The sequence below is a fragment of the Bradyrhizobium sp. AUGA SZCCT0169 genome (genome assembly GCF_018130085.1).
Classification (GTDB): Bacteria; Pseudomonadota; Alphaproteobacteria; order Rhizobiales; family Xanthobacteraceae; genus Bradyrhizobium.
The window spans coordinates 170822-185700 of sequence record NZ_JAFCMC010000002.1; the positions used below are offsets into that span (position 1 = coordinate 170822).

The window sequence follows — 14879 nt, forward strand, 5'->3', positions numbered from 1 at the left end:
GGAGTTCTCGGGACGATCGCGTGTTTCATCAGAAATTCGGCTACGGCACGCCGTGGAGATCGACGGCAACAAGCTCACCATCGCGTTCGGAATGCGGCGCGTTGCAACGCGCCGACTCAAGAAAAGAGCGCCTCACATGCCGCGGCTGGCAAATACCTTTTGGCAGCTCGAACTCAGCTTGGCCCTGTTCTGTTGCAGGCATGTTTGAACCGCTCCATCATCGCCCAATTGCTTTCGGCAAAAGCGCTGTGCATCTCGTGTGCAGGCGTGCTGTTCTTGCGGTGTACCCTTGTGACCCTGTGCAAAAGACAGCGAGGTCTCGGTCAGCAGAATGACCAGAACCAGGACGATTGAACGCATAACGATGCTCCCTATGTTGACCGGAATAAACGTTGCTCCCGGTCTGCGGTTCCTCGATCGACATAGCCCCGTGGCAGCGGCGGCCTTCCGATCCGATCCGCCGGGATGAAACATATTCTCGGGAAAAAGTGGCAACTTTTGTCGCCCGATCGAATTGAATGTAAGCGCGACAGATTTTGGAGTTCGAAATGGACGACGATTTTCCGCTGAAGACTGCTGTCGATCGAGCCTGGACAGTGCACTTGGCCACGCACGATGATGTGGACGCGGCCGATCCGCGTCGTTGCTCGCTTGAGAGGTACCTGAGCGGAAAATGGCAGGCTGGTGAAAGCGATCCCGAAGAACTGACATGCTCCGGCCTTTCGTATCTGGATCGCCTGGGATCCGAGAGTTGGTGATGGCAAGCTTTGCAAAGGCCCTGACCGAACTCGCAATACAAAGCGCGCGACCGGATTGGACGCTGGCCGCCATTGCAAGTCTCATGGCAGCCGGCGTCGCGACGTCGCTTCGATATGCGTTTGGATAAGGGTCTGACCGATGGCGGATACGCGCGGCTTGAGATTCATCGGACTTGCCTTCGCAATCGTGGCCCTGGCCGTCACTGCAACAGCGGCGGTGGTTGCGACCGCTGAGGCCGAGCGGCTCGACGTGCAATCGACCCGCCAACCGTAAACAGTCCTGCGCCGATTTTGAGTTTCGTCCGGTCTTGAGTTTCGTCAGGCTTGCGCGCCGCCAGCCTGCGTCGCAAAGCCGCAATGGCGGTCATAGACCGATTGCCGCGCTCGCGCGTTGAGCGTGACGGGCGACTAACGAGCTGCCAGGTAGCGACGATCATGCTTGCACCCAGCCTTCGCCTTTCAGCATTTCTTCTCGGCGTTTCGATGGTCGCGGCGAGCGTCGGCTCATCCGCGGCTCAGGAGAAAAGGCATGGTCCGCCTGCGGGCGCGGGCGGGCCCGCGGGTCCGCCGCCCGGCATGGCGCGGCCTGCCGCCCCGCCACCCGCCATGGCCCGTCCTGCCGCCCCGCCCCCCGCCATGGCGCGGCCCGCCGCCCCGCCACCCGCCATGGCGCGGCCCGCCCCACCTCCTGCAATGGCCCGCCCTGCACCGCCGCCTGCCATGGCGCGGCCCGCCGCGCCGGCAATGCGTCCGGCTCCGCCGCAACAGCGTCCGGCCATGGCGCCGCGTCCGGCGCCGCAGATCGCGGCGCCACCGCGCCCGGCCGCTCCGAGGATCGCGGCACCACCGCGCCCAAGCGCACCAGCTGCCGCGGCTCCATCCCGGCAGGATCGGATCGGCCAGCGCGAGCAGCGCATTCAGCCGCCACAGCAGGCGATTCAGGAGCGGCAGCGCGACGGGCTTTCGCCCCGCAACGCGCAGCGCCAGGAGCGCATCGACCGGCTGCAGCAGCGCGTGCAGGACCTGAAATCTCAACAACCGCAAGACCAGCGCGCCCAGCGCGCGCAGCAACGCTTGCTGCAGACGGAACAGCGGCAGCTCCAGCGCGAGGAGCGACTGCAGCGGCTCCAGCAAACCGCGCAGGAACGGCAGCGCGACACGCTCAACCGGGAGAGCGCGCAACGCGAGCAGCGCATCGACCGCTTGCAGAAGCGCGTGCAGGAGCTGCAGGCGCGCCAGCCGGATGGCGTGCGGGCGCAACGCGTGCAGCAACGATTGCTGCAAACCGAACAGCGGCAGCTCCAGCGCGAGCAGCGGCTCCAGCAACGTGATGTGGCGCGCCGGCAGGAATTGGGAATGCCGCCGCCTTCCGGCAGGCAGGCCGAGACCGTCGGTGCAGCCGTGCAGGCCGCCGCCCGCGGGCGGTTTGCCGAACGCTTCCGCAGCAATCCTGATCCGCAGGTCCAGGCGGCGCTCGAGGGCGGCCGGCATGGCTGGGCTCCCCGCCACGCCTGGAAGCGCGGCCTGCGCGCGGCATTCGTGCCGTGGGCCGGCCACGTGTTCTGGCCCTATGCCTATTCCGACATTTTCGAATACACGTTCTGGCCCTCCGGCTACGACGTCGGTTATTGGGCCTACGCCTATGATGACTTCGTCGATACCGTGTTCTGGGGCGCGGACAGTCCGTATTCCGCCTACGCCAGGCTCAGCCCGACCGGGCGCCAGGAGAGCGACGGCGTGATCGGCGGCTCCCGGCCGCGCGACAGCTCGGGCATGAGCCAACAGGCTCTCAGGCAACTGTGCGAAGCGCCTGAAAAGGGCATCACCGCATGGCCGATTGCTTCAATCGAGGAAGCGGTGCGGCCGACGTCCGAGCAGCGCGCATTGCTCGACGAGTTGAAGGACGCAGCTGCAATGGCCGCTGCCGCGTTCAAGGAATCCTGCGGCGATCAGTATGCGATGACTCCGCCCGGCCGCTTGCGGTCGATGACGAACCGCATCAGCGCCACGCTCGAGGCGGTGCGGACCGTGCGGCCGGCCCTGGAGAAATTCTATGGCGCGCTCAGTGACGAGCAACAGGCTCGCTTCAACGCGCTCGGTCCTGATATCGGCGATCGCTCGAAACCGCAGCCGCAGCAGGAAGCAAACGCGCAGGATACTTGCGGCGAGCCGAAGCCCAGCCTGACCAACCTGCCGATCGAACGGATCGAGACGGTGATACGTCCGGCGGGCAAGCAAAAGGAAGCGCTCGACCGCCTGCGCGACGCGACGGAGAAGGCCGTTCAGACGCTGCAGGCGGCTTGTCCGGTGGACGTGCCGCTCACGCCGGTCGGACGCCTGGAGGCGATGGAGAAGCGGCTCGAGGCCATGCTGCAGTCAGCCAAGCTGGTGCAGCCGGCGCTCGACGATTTCTATGCCACGCTGGCCAGCGAGCAGAAGGCGCGCTTCAACACGCTGGGACGGTTCGCGGGCCGCTGATTGCAAGCGATCGATCGCCGAAATTGTGTGCCAATGATCGACATTGTTGTGTCAACAGCGTCACTCTGAGACGCCGCAAAGCAGTGCGATGAACGTTCATCTTAAATAGTTACCGTAATTCTTAAATCGAGTTTGCTCCCGCTCCAAAAGACCATATCGACCGAAGCGCGATAGCTGAGGGTTCGATATGTCGGAAGCAATTTATGACCTCATCAGGTCCCGGGCAGCACCTTTCAATTGGCGGATCGCCGCGATTGCAGCCTTCACGGTCCTGGTCGTGGCAGTTGCGGCCATGGTCCACGTCGTTCCCTACGGCCGCGCGGTGTGGGATTTCGTCTTCATCCTCGATGGCGCCTATCGCATCGGCCACGGCCAAATTCCGCACGTCGATTTTTCTTCGCCGATCGGCGCGCTCACGCTTTATCTGACCCATTTTGCCGAACGTCTGTTTCCCGGCGGGCAGCCGTTCATCGGCCTGCACGCGCTGGCGTGGCTGATGGTGGTGCCGCCGTTCGCCGTCATCGCATCGCGCATTCAATCGCCCTGGGGTTTTGCCGCCAGCTTCGCGGTTCTCGCCGTGGTGGTTCTCGTGCCCTACACGCTCGACTCCACCATGCTCTCCGAGATCAGCTATTTTGCCACCTATAACCGTTTCGCCACCGCGATCCTGTTCCTGGCAGCATTGTGGTATGTGCTGCCGAAGGCCCGTGGCGACGGCGTGTTGCTGGGTTACCTGCTGACCGCCCTGATCTTCATCAAGATCACCGCCGCTATCGCAATGCTCGGCCTCGTCGTCGCGGCCGTGCTGCTCGGTCGCGCGCGAGCCGCCGCGCTGTTCGCCATGCTGTTGGTTGCCGCCGCGTTGGCGGGACTGGTCGAACTGGCGACCGGAGGGCTCGTCTCCGGCTACCTGCACGACATCGTCTCGATGAGTGCTTTGAACCGGGGCGGCGCCGCCTTCCGGCTCGCCGCCTCGGCGGCTCGCAATTGGCTGCCGCTTGTGGTCACGATCACGATCGTCGTGCTCGCGGCCCGCGAACTCGATTTCACCGCGGCAGTTCGGCGTCCGCTCAATTTCGTGCGCGACACCCTCGCCCGCGAAGCCTTCGTCGTGGACGCAGCGCTGCTGGTCGCGGTCGCACTGGCCGCGGAGAGTCAGAACACCGGCGGCGTCGGCTTGATGGCCGCCGCGGCCGTCCTTTTCCACCCGAGCCTGCGCACGACCCGTGGCTGGCGTCCGATCGCCGCGGCGGTCCTCGGCGCGACGCTGGTGCTGCCAGTGGCCGATGTCGTCGAAAAGCGCGTCGTTTCGACCTTTGTAAGGGAAAAGCAGGGCACGACCGACCACGGCTTTGCGACGTTCCTTCCGGGCATGCGCGTACCAACAGCCACCCTCGCCGGCTCCCGGCTGATGACGCGCCTGCAATCCGAATGGCTGCCTTTCCTCGACGAGACCGCCAACAACGGCTTCGATCTCGACGGCGATCCCGGCAGCACCAGCCCGGCCACGCGCGCGGCATGGGCCATCAGCGTTGCCGAGGCCGGCGCGAACTTCCAGCGGCTTGGCTACGCGAACAAGGCGCAGCGCTATACGACCATCGATTTCGCCGAATCCTTCCCGCGGCTGCTCGGCCTGACGCCGGCGCGCGGCACCACGCTGGCGATGGATTTCCGCCGCACCGTGCCGGCGTTCTCCGTAACCGAAGCGTCGGCCTATCTGGCGGACGCGGACGGCGTGTTCTTCCGCACCTGCATTCTGCCCGGCGCCACCGACACCAATCCCGCGACCTTCCGCACCGTGCTGGAACGGGAGTTCACGCGACACAAGCTGCATCCCTGCTGGGATTTCTACAGCCGTACCCGCTGAAAGGTCCCGCATGTCCACCTTGCCCCTGCCGCTCGATGCCGAACTCTCCGATCCGCGCGAGGCGCCGCTACCGCGGCCGCTGATCCTCGATCTCGACGGCACGTTGGTGCGTGCGGACATGCTGCTTGAGACCGTTCTGGCGCTGCTTAAGAGCGCGCCGTGGCGGCTGTTCGAAATCGGCCTGTGGATGCTGCGTGGCCGCGCCTATCTCAAGCGCCGTCTCGCCGAGGAGACCAGCATCGAGCCGGATGTTCTGCCGTTCAACGAAGAACTGCTGGCCTACGCGGCCGATATCGCGGCGAGCGGACGGCCGGTCTACGTCGCCACCGCCGCCGATGCCAAGGTCGCGGAAAAGGTGGTGCGGCGGATTGCCTTCATTCAAGGCGTCATCGGCAGCGACGGCTTGCGCAACCTGAAGGGCGAAGCGAAGGCGCAGGTTCTCGCTGAACGATTCCCCGACGGATTCGACTATGCCGGCGACGCGCGCGCCGATATTCCGATCTGGCGCCGCGCCGACAATGCCATCGTCGTCGAGGCGGCAAGTTCGGTTGAGCACGCCGCCGCAAGCGTTGCGACCGTCGCCAGGGTATTCCCGCGGCCGTCTCGGATCCGTGCGCTGGTGCGCAGCATGCGCCCGCACCAATGGGCAAAGAACGCGCTGGTTTTCGTGCCGCTCATTCTCGCCGGATTGATCTCCCACGTCGACGCCGTCTACGCGACGACATGCGCGTTCCTCGCCCTCGGCCTGGTCGCCTCATCGACCTATCTCGTCAACGATATTTGGGACCTGACCGACGACCGCAGCCACTGGTCGAAGCGAAACCGGCCGCTGGCGAGCGGACGCCTGCCGCTGGCAACGGCGATCGCCGCCGTTCCGATCGGACTGTTCGCCGGCATCGCCGTGGCGGCGCTGGCCGGGCCGGCCACCGTTGCCGTCGTGCTTCTGTATCTGGCCGTAACCCTGCTCTATTCGTTCGCGCTCAAGCGCATCCCCATTCTCGACGGTTTTGTTCTCGCCGGATTGTTCACGCTGCGCCTCGGCGCTGGCATCGTGGCATCAGGGGCGCCGCCGTCGCCCTGGCTCTTGGTGTTCGCGATGTTCCTGTTCGCCTCGCTCAGCTTCGCCAAACGCCACACCGAGGTCGCCCGCGTCATCGAGCGCGGCGGAACCGAAGTCCGCGGCCGCGGCTACAAGTCGATCGACCTGCCGCTCATCATGGGCATCGGCATGGCGACCGGGGTGGCCGCCGTGCTGATCATGGTGCTCTACATCATCAACGACGCCTTCCGGCAGAGTTTTTATGGCAACACCGCCTGGCTCTGGGCCTTTCCGGCCATCCTGTTCCTGTTCGTCTGCCGGATCTGGCTGAAATGCGGACGCAGCGAGCTGCACGACGATCCCGTGGCTTTTGCCGTCACCGATCGGCCGAGCCTGGCGCTCGGCGGCGCCCTGATGGTGTGCTTCGGACTGGCATGGTCGGGCGTGTTCGGCTGACACGGCGCCACCTGCGCATCGACGCGGAGAGGTTCCGCGTCGTCGGACGTGGAAGACACAGGTTGGCGCCCTGCAAATCAACCAAAAAAAAAGCCGTAGGACGATGTCGGATTCGGTCGACCCCGTTCGTCGTTTCGCCAGGCCGATCGGGCCGGCTGGATACCGCAAGCGGCACGCAAGCGAAGCGAAAGGATGAGAAATGGCCAAGAAGATTGCGAAAAACACGATTTGCGTCTGGTACGACAAGGACGCCGAGGCGGCGGCCCGCTTCTACGCCGAAGTCTTTCCCGACAGCGCCGTGCACGCCGTCTACCGCGCACCTAGCGACTATCCCTCGGGCAAGAAGGGCGACGTGCTGACGGTCGACTTCACGGTTGCCGGCATTCCCTGCATCGGCCTCAACGGCGGTGCCGTGTTCAAGCAAACCGAAGCGTTTTCGTTTCAGATTGCCACCGACGACCAGGAAGAGACCGACCGCTACTGGAACGCCATCGTCGGCAATGGCGGCCAGGAGAGCGCGTGCGGCTGGTGCAAGGACAAATGGGGCGTCTCCTGGCAAATCACGCCGCGCACGCTGACGGAGGCGATGGCGGCCGGCGGCGCTGAAGCCAAGCGCGCCTTCGATGCCATGATGACCATGAAGAAAATTGACGTCGCCGCGATCGAGGCCGCGCGGCGCGGCTGATGTTCCCGGGATAGCCCTGGCTTGGCGCGGCTCAGTCGTCGCGCCTGCCCACCTAACCAATGCTGCCGGCAAACCGCTCGGCAAACCGCTGACGTCGAAATGCTTCCGCTACGAAATCGACGAAGAGGCGCGTCTTGGCCGGCATCAAGGTGCGGCTGACATAGTAGACCGAGATTGCGCCCGCGTCGGCATACCATTGCGGCACCAGCCGCACGAGCGCGCCGCTCTCCAGATGCCGCAGCGCGTGTGCCACCACGATCTGCGTGACGCCCATGCCGAGCACCGCAGCCTGGCACATCGCCTCCGGATCGTCGAACGTGATGGTGGGCTTGAGAGGGACCGTCATCTCGTCGCCCGCTGCGTTGCGCATCGGGCGCTCACGAACACGCCGGGTTTTTGAGGAGCGCATGACAATGCCATCAAGCGCGGCGAGTCCCGACGGATCGGCGGGCGGGGTCCTTCCCTTCATGTAAGACGGCGAGGCCACCGCGATGATGTGAGCGGGCGCAAGGACCCGCGATACCAGACCAGGCGCGAGATCGATCCCGCCGCCGATCGCAGCATCGAAGCCTTCAGCAATCAAATCGACTTGCCGGTTCTCGAACTGCCAGTCGGCGCGAACGCGCGGATAATTTTTCAGGAACTCCGGCAGCAGCGGCAGGATGTATTCGACGCCAAACGTCATGCCCATGCTGACCCTGAGCACGCCGGCCGGTTCGCCGCGGTCCGTTGCGACGCTCGCAATCGACGCCTGCAGCTCGTCGAGATTGTTTCGGATGGCGTGGAGGAAGCGCTCGCCGGCCTCGGTCAGCGTGAGCTTGCGCGTGCTGCGCTGAAAGAGACGAATTCCGAGATTCCGCTCCAGCATGGCAACGTTGCGGCTCACCGCGGCCGGGGTGAGCGACAGGCGCCGCGCGGCAGCGGAAAATCCGCCTGTTTCGGCGCTTCGGACGAAGGATTCGAGATTTGCCAGCGTTTCCATACGACACTTTCAAGCAATCATTGAAAGTAAGTATAGCAATTACCGGCTAATCACGCAGCAATAAAAGTGGCGGTATGGGCTTCCGAAGCGGGGGTACGGCACCGCGCTCGCCCGGGAGCCCCAGCTTCCCGGTCAGCGGCAGGCGCCGGAGCACCGAAGGCAAAACCCATTTGGAGCAAGTCATGACCACCAACGACATCAGCGAAGCCGCCAAGGCCGTCATCCGCCGCAACACCGAAGAGGTCCAGGGCGGCGGGAATTTCGAAGTGTTCGAAGAACTGTTCGCCGACGATTTTCTTGATCACACGCCGCAGCCGGGACGCACGCCCGATAAGGACGGTGCGCGGCAGCTCTACAAAATTCTTCGGGCCGCGTTTCCCGACTTTCACGCCGACATCCATTGGCAGATTGCCGATGGAGATCGTGTGACGACCTACAAGACCTATCACGGGACGCACCAGGGAGACTTCCTTGGCGTGGCGGCGACGGGCCGCAAGATTCAATTCGAGACCGTCGACGTCATGCGTGTGCGTGACGGCAAGATCACCGATCACTGGGGCGTGGCCAATCTTTTCTCGCTCATGCAGCAACTCGGCGCGTGGCCGCCCGCAACGGCGGCTCGCTCCTGATCCTGTTCGTCCATCACATACGACCCTGACAGGAACATTCCATGTCAATTGGCATCATCGGTTCAGGCGCCATCGGCGCAGCCTTTGCGCGGGTGCTGGCTCGGACAGGCACCGAGGCGACAATCTCCAACAGCCGCGGCCCGGAGTCGCTGAGTGAACTCGTCCGGGAAGTTGGACCATCGATCAAGGCCGGATCACGCGAGGAAGCCGCACGCGCCGACATCGTCTTCGTTGCTGTCAACTGGACGAAGTTGTCGGCGGCGCTGGCGGGTCTGCCGGAATGGTCCGGGCGCATTCTCATCGACGCCAACAATCCGATCGAGGCACCCTTGTTCAAGCCGGTTGACCTCCACGGCCGGGTATCGAGCGAGTTGGTCGCCGACCTCGTACCCGGAGCACGCGTCGTCAAGGCGTTCAATCATCTCCGTGCAGAAGTGCTCGCCGCGGACCCGCGATCGGGCGGAGGACGGCGCGTGCTGTTTTATTCCGGCAACGACGGCGCCGCGAAGGCGGAGGTGGCAGCGCTCATCGAGAGGATCGGCTTCGTCGGAATCGATCTTGGATCGCTAGCGGTCGGCGGCAAGCTTGCGCAATTTCCAGGCGGTCCATTGCCAAATCAAGATCTCATCAAGATCGCCTGAAAGTCCGCTATTCGCCAGGCGTCCTGACGCGGACAAAGGTAATCGACGCCGAACCGGCGCGCCCCAGGCGGGTCATTCTCCCGGTCCGTGTCAGGCGTGACGCCGGTGAACAACAACAGGCCGCCCATCGGCGCCTCGCCCATGCCATGACAAGGGAAGAATAGCAGGCTCGCTTCACCGAACCGAGCCTGCAGCTTTCTGGCGACCGGACCTTACTTCTTCATTCCGTCTTTCGACATCGCATCCTTCGACATGCCGTCGTGCTTCTTCATCGCGTCCTTGGACATCGCATCGTCCTTTTTCATGCCGTCCTTGGACATCGCATCTTTCGCCATCCCGTCCTTGCCCATCTTGTCCTGCGCGTAGGCCGCGGGCGCGGAGGCAAGCCCGACCGAGAGAGCGAGAGCGGAAATCGAGAGCAAGGTGCGCAGATTCTTGGTTGTCATGTTCAGTACCCTTTGTTGTGCGTGTTAGCGGTGAGCCGCTGTTTCGATTACGTTGATCGATCGGCCTTCGTTACGAATGACGATCGAACGGTGGTGAACAAATCGCTGTGATCAATCGGCCATCATTGCCGGCATCATTGGCGTCTCTCCTCTGTTAGATGGAAGTTTGAGTTGTGTGGTCATCATCGCCGCGATCGCGAGCGACGCTCCGACGCCCACGACGCAGGCGCTCCAGCCAAAACGGTCGAACAGCTGGCCGAGCACGGCGCTACCCGCCATGCCGCCGAAGAAGTAACAGGCGAGATAGGTCCCACTGGCGACGCCGCGGTTGTCCTGCGCGGCCTGACCGACGAAACCCGTCGCCGCGGCCTGCGCAAAGAAAGTGCCGACGCCGACCAGCACCATGCCGGCGAGTACGTACGGAAGATGCGATGACAACATCATGGGCAGGCCGATCGCGGCGAGCGCGAGCGCACCAGAGATCACCTGCCGGGAGCCAAACCGTGCGACGGCTTTTCCGGCAAACGGCGTCGTGATCACGGAGGGTGCAAAGACGAGATAGACGAGCCCGAGGTCCATTCGTCCGAGCGACAGCGGCTCGCGAACCAGAACGAAGTTGACGAAAGTGAAGGTGCCGATGAAAGCGAACAGGATGCAGAATCCGATCGCGTAGGCGGCGCGCAGCGACCGGTTGCGCCAGTGGGCGATGCTTGCCTCGAACGGAGACAGCGCCGCCGGCATCGCATGCATCGGCCTGGCGCGCGACACCGTGAAATACACCAGCGCCGCACCGGCCAGATTGAGCAGTGCGAAGAAATAGAAATTCGACGCCAGCCCGAACGTATCGACCAGCGCGGCCGACAACAACCGGCCGATCAGATTGCTGGCGACATTGCCGGCGATATAGGCCGCGAACGCGCCGCCGGCGTCCATCGAGCTGCATTGCTCGCCGAGATAGGCCAGCGTCAAGGCAAAGGCCGACGCCATGCAAAGTCCCTGCAGCACACGCAGGATGGTGAACGCGGTAAGATCGGGTGCGCCCGCCAGCAGCGTCGTGGGAACCGCGAGCAGAACGAGGCTCACGAGGATGCCGAACCGACGGTCGATATACCGGCTAAGGGAGCCGACCACGATACTTGCGACTGCCATGCCCAGGGTGCTGGCATTGACCGCAACACCCATCGCGGCCGGGGTTACATCATAATGCTTCGTCAGGGAGGGCAGGATGGCCTGTGTCGCGAACAGGTCGACCACGGTGAGAAAGGCCGTGAGGCCGATGACGAGCGAGCGCAGCACCACGCCCGGCGAGGGGTCGCGCATGTGTATGGCGTGCGTCTTCATTGGCACGGAGGTATCGGCCATGGCGCGTCTCGCTGGGTGATGGAAGGGATGTGACGCCTGGGCGTGCGGGGCAACACGGGGGATCCCAGGACGTCACATCGGCAACGGGCGCGGGAAGCGCGCGTTACATCCGGTTACATGTGGTGGTCATGCGGATCCTTGCGAACGTCGCCGACATAGAGAATGACCGTCTCTTTGCCGAGATTCTTCCACCAGTGCGACACGCCGGCGACTTCGGGTCTGATCTCGCCGGTCTTGTGCACGATCGGTTCGGCGCAGTTGCTGGCGTATTCGACGATTTCGCCCTGCTGCACGAAGATCAGCGCCGGACGGTCGTCATGGCTGTGCCACGGCACGATGCCGCCGGGCTCGATCGTCAGCTTGCGGAAGCGCAGTTCGCGATCCCTGATGTTGGCCGGCTGTTTCTCGAGGTTGATCGCGCCGAGCGTGACGTCGGTGACGCCGACCGCCTTGTGGTCGACCTTGTCGCGGACATTGGCCTGCATCTTGCCGGCAGGACATTCGCCGGCGAAAGCCGCCGGTGCGGTCGCGAGCGAGCCCGCGAAAATGCCGGCAAGCGCGAGGCCGTGCCAGCGCGTGCGGGATGTGACGTTGGATGTGGACATGTCGTTGTCTCCTCGTTTGCCTTTACGTTGCCTTTACGTTGCCTGGGGCCCAGATGATCTGGCCGGCTACGTCACGACATTCGTTGAAACCACTTGAGGAATGAAATGCCGGTTGGCTCTCGACTCGATAGCGCGGCGCTATGCGTGCCCGGCTCGATACGCCGCGGCTATCAAACCCATTGGGCGACGGCATTTCATACGCGGGGCAATCCACCCTCTGATGGGTCAGCGCCACCCCTTGCGGGCAGCCCGCGCTGGAAAATAGTATCAAGTCAAACCGACCGGCCGGAGTACGACATGACCCAGCTTTCGCCTGCCAACGCCGAACGCCTCCGGCAGGCCTTTCAGCGCTGCCGCGACATGGAGGGTTCGCTCGGTAACCGATTGCAAGCCTATGCCGCCGCCGGTCGCGATTTCTTTCCTGCCTACAGCGAGGCGGTCGATCGTCTGGTCGCGCGAATCCACGAGAACGGCGGCGGCGAGAACGCGCCGCAGCCGGGCGAGGTGATGCCGCCGTTCATGCTGCCGGACGAGACCGGCCGGCTTGTCAGCCTGACATCGCTGATCGGCAACGGGCCGGTCATCGTCATGTTCTATCGCGGCCATTGGTGTCCCTACTGCCGGCTGAACGTGATGGCGATCATGCAGGCTCAGGACGAGATCAGCGCGCTGGGCGGACAGATTGTCGCGATTATGCCGGAAACGCAGAAGTACGCCGAGCGCTTCAAATCCGAGGCCGGCGCCCCCTTCCCGGTGCTGACCGACCTCGACAACGGCTATGCATTGTCGCTCAATCTTGCGATCTGGCTTGGAACGGAGATCCAGCAACTGCTCTCCTATCTGGACCTGTCGGATTTTCACGGCAATGACGGCTGCATGCTGCCGATTCCCGCGACCTTCGTGGTCGGCCGCGACGGGCTGGTGAAGGCCCGCTTCGTCGATCCCGATTTCCGCAAGCGAATGGAGATCGACGAACTGCTTGTTGCGGTTCGAACCGCCAGCGAGGATCGCTAAGACATCGCTAAGCTTAGGCGATCCTGCTCAGGAATTGCTGCCAGTCCGAACCGCGCAGCATCCTCATGACGGCGGACGCGACCGCCGTGCGCTCACGCCCGGCGACACCATAGAGATGAACCGTGCGGCGCGATTCCAGTCCCTCGACCGGAGCGCGTTTCAAGGTGGTTGGAAGCGAAGCGGTGTGAGGAACCACGGCGACGCCGATATCGGCTTCCAGGAGTTCAATCAGGTCGCGCTCCGACGAAATCTCGTGGTTGCGATCAACCGCAACCCCATGCTCGCGAAGCGACCGGCTTAGCGAAGCGGAATGTTCGCAGTAATTTCGCGACAACCATTGCTCTGCCCGCAGGTCGTTGAAACTGATTGTGTCGCGCTCCGCCAGCGGATGCCGCCGACTGACGACAAGATCGAAATCCTCGGTGAATAGCGGCCAGGTGTCCAGCCGGTCCCAGTCGCCGCCGAGTTCGGCAGCGATGCCGAGTTCGGCGTCGCCCTTCTTCAGATACTCGCCTACTTCCTCGCTGTTGCCGCGCAAGAAACGAAATTCGAGTTGGCTGAACTGCCGCCTGATCTGGTCGAGAAACGGCACCAGAATCGACAAATCGACCGAGTGGCTGAGCGCAATCCGAAGCGCCCCGATTTCACCGCTCTTGAACGTCGACGCCAGCATGCGCGCGCCGCTGGCGGCGTCATAGCATTGCTGCAGCAGCGGGTGCATCCGCAGGCCGAGCTCGGTCAATTGCGCGGCCGGCCGTTCCCGGCGGAACAGGTCGCCGCCCAATTCGGCCTCGAGCTGCTTGATCGCCCGCGTCAGCGATGGCTGTGTGACGTTGCACTCGTCAGCGGCGCGTGTGAAATTCAGCGTCCGCGTGACGGCGAGGAAGTATCGTACCTGATGCATTTCCATGATCGTGCTGCCCCGATCTATCTGGCAGCAGACTAGCCGATCAAGGCTCCTAATGACACTCAAACCGCGATAGCGGGAGCCTATGGTGTAGGAAGCCAAAGGGCATTTCAAAACACGGCGCCCATCCTGCAGGTTTCAGCCCATCAGGCCGCAGGAAAGGGACCGTCATGAACATTCAGGTAAAGGCGCGGGATACCAAGGCCACGCGGCCGCTCGCCGGGAAGGTCTCGCTGGTCACGGGGTCAACCAGCGGTATTGGCCTCGGGATAGCGCGGGCACTCGCCGAGGCCGGATCTGAGGTGATGCTGAACGGTCTGGGGGTCGCCTCGGAGCTCGCCAGGACCAAAGACCAGATCGAGGCGGATTTTGGCGTCCAGGTCAGCTATTCCGCCGCCGACATGACGAGGCCGGAGGCGATCGCCGAGATGATCGCGGCTGTCATCGCCGGGCACGGCCGGCTCGATGTGCTCGTCAACAATGCCGGTATCCAACATGTCGCGCCAATCGACCGGTTTCCGGTCGAGAAATGGGACATGATCCTGTCGATCAATCTGTCATCCGCGTTTCACGCCATTCGGCTCGCCCTGCCGGCGATGCGCCAGAACAGGTTCGGTCGCATCATCAACATCGCCTCCGCCCATGGACTGGTCGGATCACCCTTCAAGGCGGCCTATGTCGCCGCCAAGCATGGCATCGTCGGGCTGACCAAGGTCGCCGCGCTGGAGACCTCCGAAGAAGGCATCACATGCAACGCGATCTGTCCGGGTTACGTCTATACGCCGCTGGTTGAAGCGCAGATCGACGGCCAGGCCAGGGCGCACGGCATCTCCCGCGATCAGGTAATCCATGACGTGCTGCTGGCACAGCAACCAAACAAGCGCTTCGCGACAGTCGAGGAGTTGGGTGCGTTGGCCGTCTTCCTCGCCAGCGACGCCGCGGCATCGATCACCGGCATCGCGCTGCCGGTTGATGGCGGCTGGACCGCGCACTGACGTGCCGAACATAAC

At 63.8% G+C, this 14879-nt stretch carries 16 protein-coding genes; 10 read left to right on the forward strand and 6 right to left on the reverse strand.

Annotated elements, in window-relative coordinates; translation table 11 throughout:
* Positions 1-132 precede the first annotated feature (132 nt).
* Entirely contained in the window at positions 133-360 is a 228-nt protein-coding gene (locus tag JQ609_RS02795; RefSeq protein WP_212271930.1) for a hypothetical protein, read from the reverse strand.
* A gap of 188 nt (positions 361-548) precedes the next feature.
* On the opposite strand from JQ609_RS02795, the gene JQ609_RS02800 reads away from it, so the two are divergent.
* The 6 genes from JQ609_RS02800 (at position 549) to JQ609_RS02820 (ending at position 7283) form a co-directional block, all read left to right on the forward strand.
* Positions 549-758, forward strand: a complete 210-nt coding sequence (locus JQ609_RS02800) for a hypothetical protein (RefSeq protein WP_212206942.1) — start codon at positions 549-551, stop codon at positions 756-758.
* A gap of 139 nt (positions 759-897) precedes the next feature.
* Positions 898-1032, forward strand: coding sequence for a hypothetical protein (locus JQ609_RS35455; RefSeq protein ID WP_283813732.1), 135 nt, complete (start codon positions 898-900; stop codon positions 1030-1032).
* 302 nt (positions 1033-1334) lie between these two features.
* Positions 1335-3236 carry a Spy/CpxP family protein refolding chaperone gene (locus JQ609_RS02805; protein WP_249127567.1) on the forward strand — a complete coding sequence of 634 codons (1902 nt, stop codon included), beginning with the start codon at positions 1335-1337 and terminating at the stop codon, positions 3234-3236.
* A 187-nt stretch (positions 3237-3423) separates the two neighbouring features.
* Positions 3424-5103, forward strand: coding sequence for a hypothetical protein (locus JQ609_RS02810; protein WP_212271931.1), 1680 nt, complete (start codon positions 3424-3426; stop codon positions 5101-5103).
* Positions 5104-5113: 10 nt separating this feature from the next.
* On the forward strand, positions 5114-6598 hold the full coding sequence (locus tag JQ609_RS02815; RefSeq protein ID WP_212271932.1) for a UbiA family prenyltransferase: 1485 nt from the start codon (positions 5114-5116) through the stop codon (positions 6596-6598).
* Positions 6599-6809: 211 nt separating this feature from the next.
* On the forward strand, positions 6810-7283 hold the full coding sequence (locus JQ609_RS02820; protein WP_212272050.1) for a VOC family protein: 474 nt from the start codon (positions 6810-6812) through the stop codon (positions 7281-7283).
* A 52-nt stretch (positions 7284-7335) separates the two neighbouring features.
* Here JQ609_RS02820 and JQ609_RS02825 read toward each other — a convergent pair whose 3' ends face one another.
* Positions 7336-8265: a LysR family transcriptional regulator gene (locus JQ609_RS02825; protein WP_212206939.1), complete on the reverse strand. Its 930-nt coding sequence runs from the start codon at positions 8263-8265 to the stop codon at positions 7336-7338.
* Between the two features lie 182 nt (positions 8266-8447).
* On the opposite strand from JQ609_RS02825, the gene JQ609_RS02830 reads away from it, so the two are divergent.
* Positions 8448-8894 carry an ester cyclase gene (locus tag JQ609_RS02830; RefSeq protein ID WP_212206938.1) on the forward strand — a complete coding sequence of 149 codons (447 nt, stop codon included), beginning with the start codon at positions 8448-8450 and terminating at the stop codon, positions 8892-8894.
* Between the two features lie 41 nt (positions 8895-8935).
* On the forward strand, positions 8936-9535 hold the full coding sequence (locus JQ609_RS02835; RefSeq protein WP_212206937.1) for an NADPH-dependent F420 reductase: 600 nt from the start codon (positions 8936-8938) through the stop codon (positions 9533-9535).
* A gap of 212 nt (positions 9536-9747) precedes the next feature.
* On the opposite strand, the gene JQ609_RS02840 is transcribed toward JQ609_RS02835, so the two are convergent.
* From JQ609_RS02840 to JQ609_RS02850, 3 genes are all read right to left on the reverse strand, one after another.
* Positions 9748-9981, reverse strand: coding sequence for a pentapeptide MXKDX repeat protein (locus JQ609_RS02840; RefSeq protein WP_212206936.1), 234 nt, complete (start codon positions 9979-9981; stop codon positions 9748-9750).
* A 111-nt stretch (positions 9982-10092) separates the two neighbouring features.
* Complete coding sequence (locus JQ609_RS02845) at positions 10093-11343, reverse strand: MFS transporter (protein ID WP_212271933.1); 1251 nt, start codon at positions 11341-11343, stop codon at positions 10093-10095.
* A gap of 113 nt (positions 11344-11456) precedes the next feature.
* Positions 11457-11948, reverse strand: coding sequence for a cupin domain-containing protein (locus tag JQ609_RS02850; protein WP_212271934.1), 492 nt, complete (start codon positions 11946-11948; stop codon positions 11457-11459).
* A 297-nt stretch (positions 11949-12245) separates the two neighbouring features.
* Here JQ609_RS02850 and JQ609_RS02855 point away from each other — a divergent pair, with 297 nt between their 5' ends.
* Positions 12246-12962: a peroxiredoxin-like family protein gene (locus JQ609_RS02855; RefSeq protein WP_212206933.1), complete on the forward strand. Its 717-nt coding sequence runs from the start codon at positions 12246-12248 to the stop codon at positions 12960-12962.
* Positions 12963-12975: 13 nt separating this feature from the next.
* Here the strand turns inward: JQ609_RS02855 and JQ609_RS02860 are convergent, their stop codons facing one another.
* Positions 12976-13872: a LysR family transcriptional regulator gene (locus JQ609_RS02860; RefSeq protein ID WP_212271935.1), complete on the reverse strand. Its 897-nt coding sequence runs from the start codon at positions 13870-13872 to the stop codon at positions 12976-12978.
* Between the two features lie 167 nt (positions 13873-14039).
* Here JQ609_RS02860 and JQ609_RS02865 point away from each other — a divergent pair, with 167 nt between their 5' ends.
* Positions 14040-14864 (forward strand): 3-hydroxybutyrate dehydrogenase, encoded by an 825-nt coding sequence (locus tag JQ609_RS02865; protein ID WP_212271936.1) that lies wholly within the window; start codon positions 14040-14042, stop codon positions 14862-14864.
* Positions 14865-14879 lie beyond the last annotated feature (15 nt).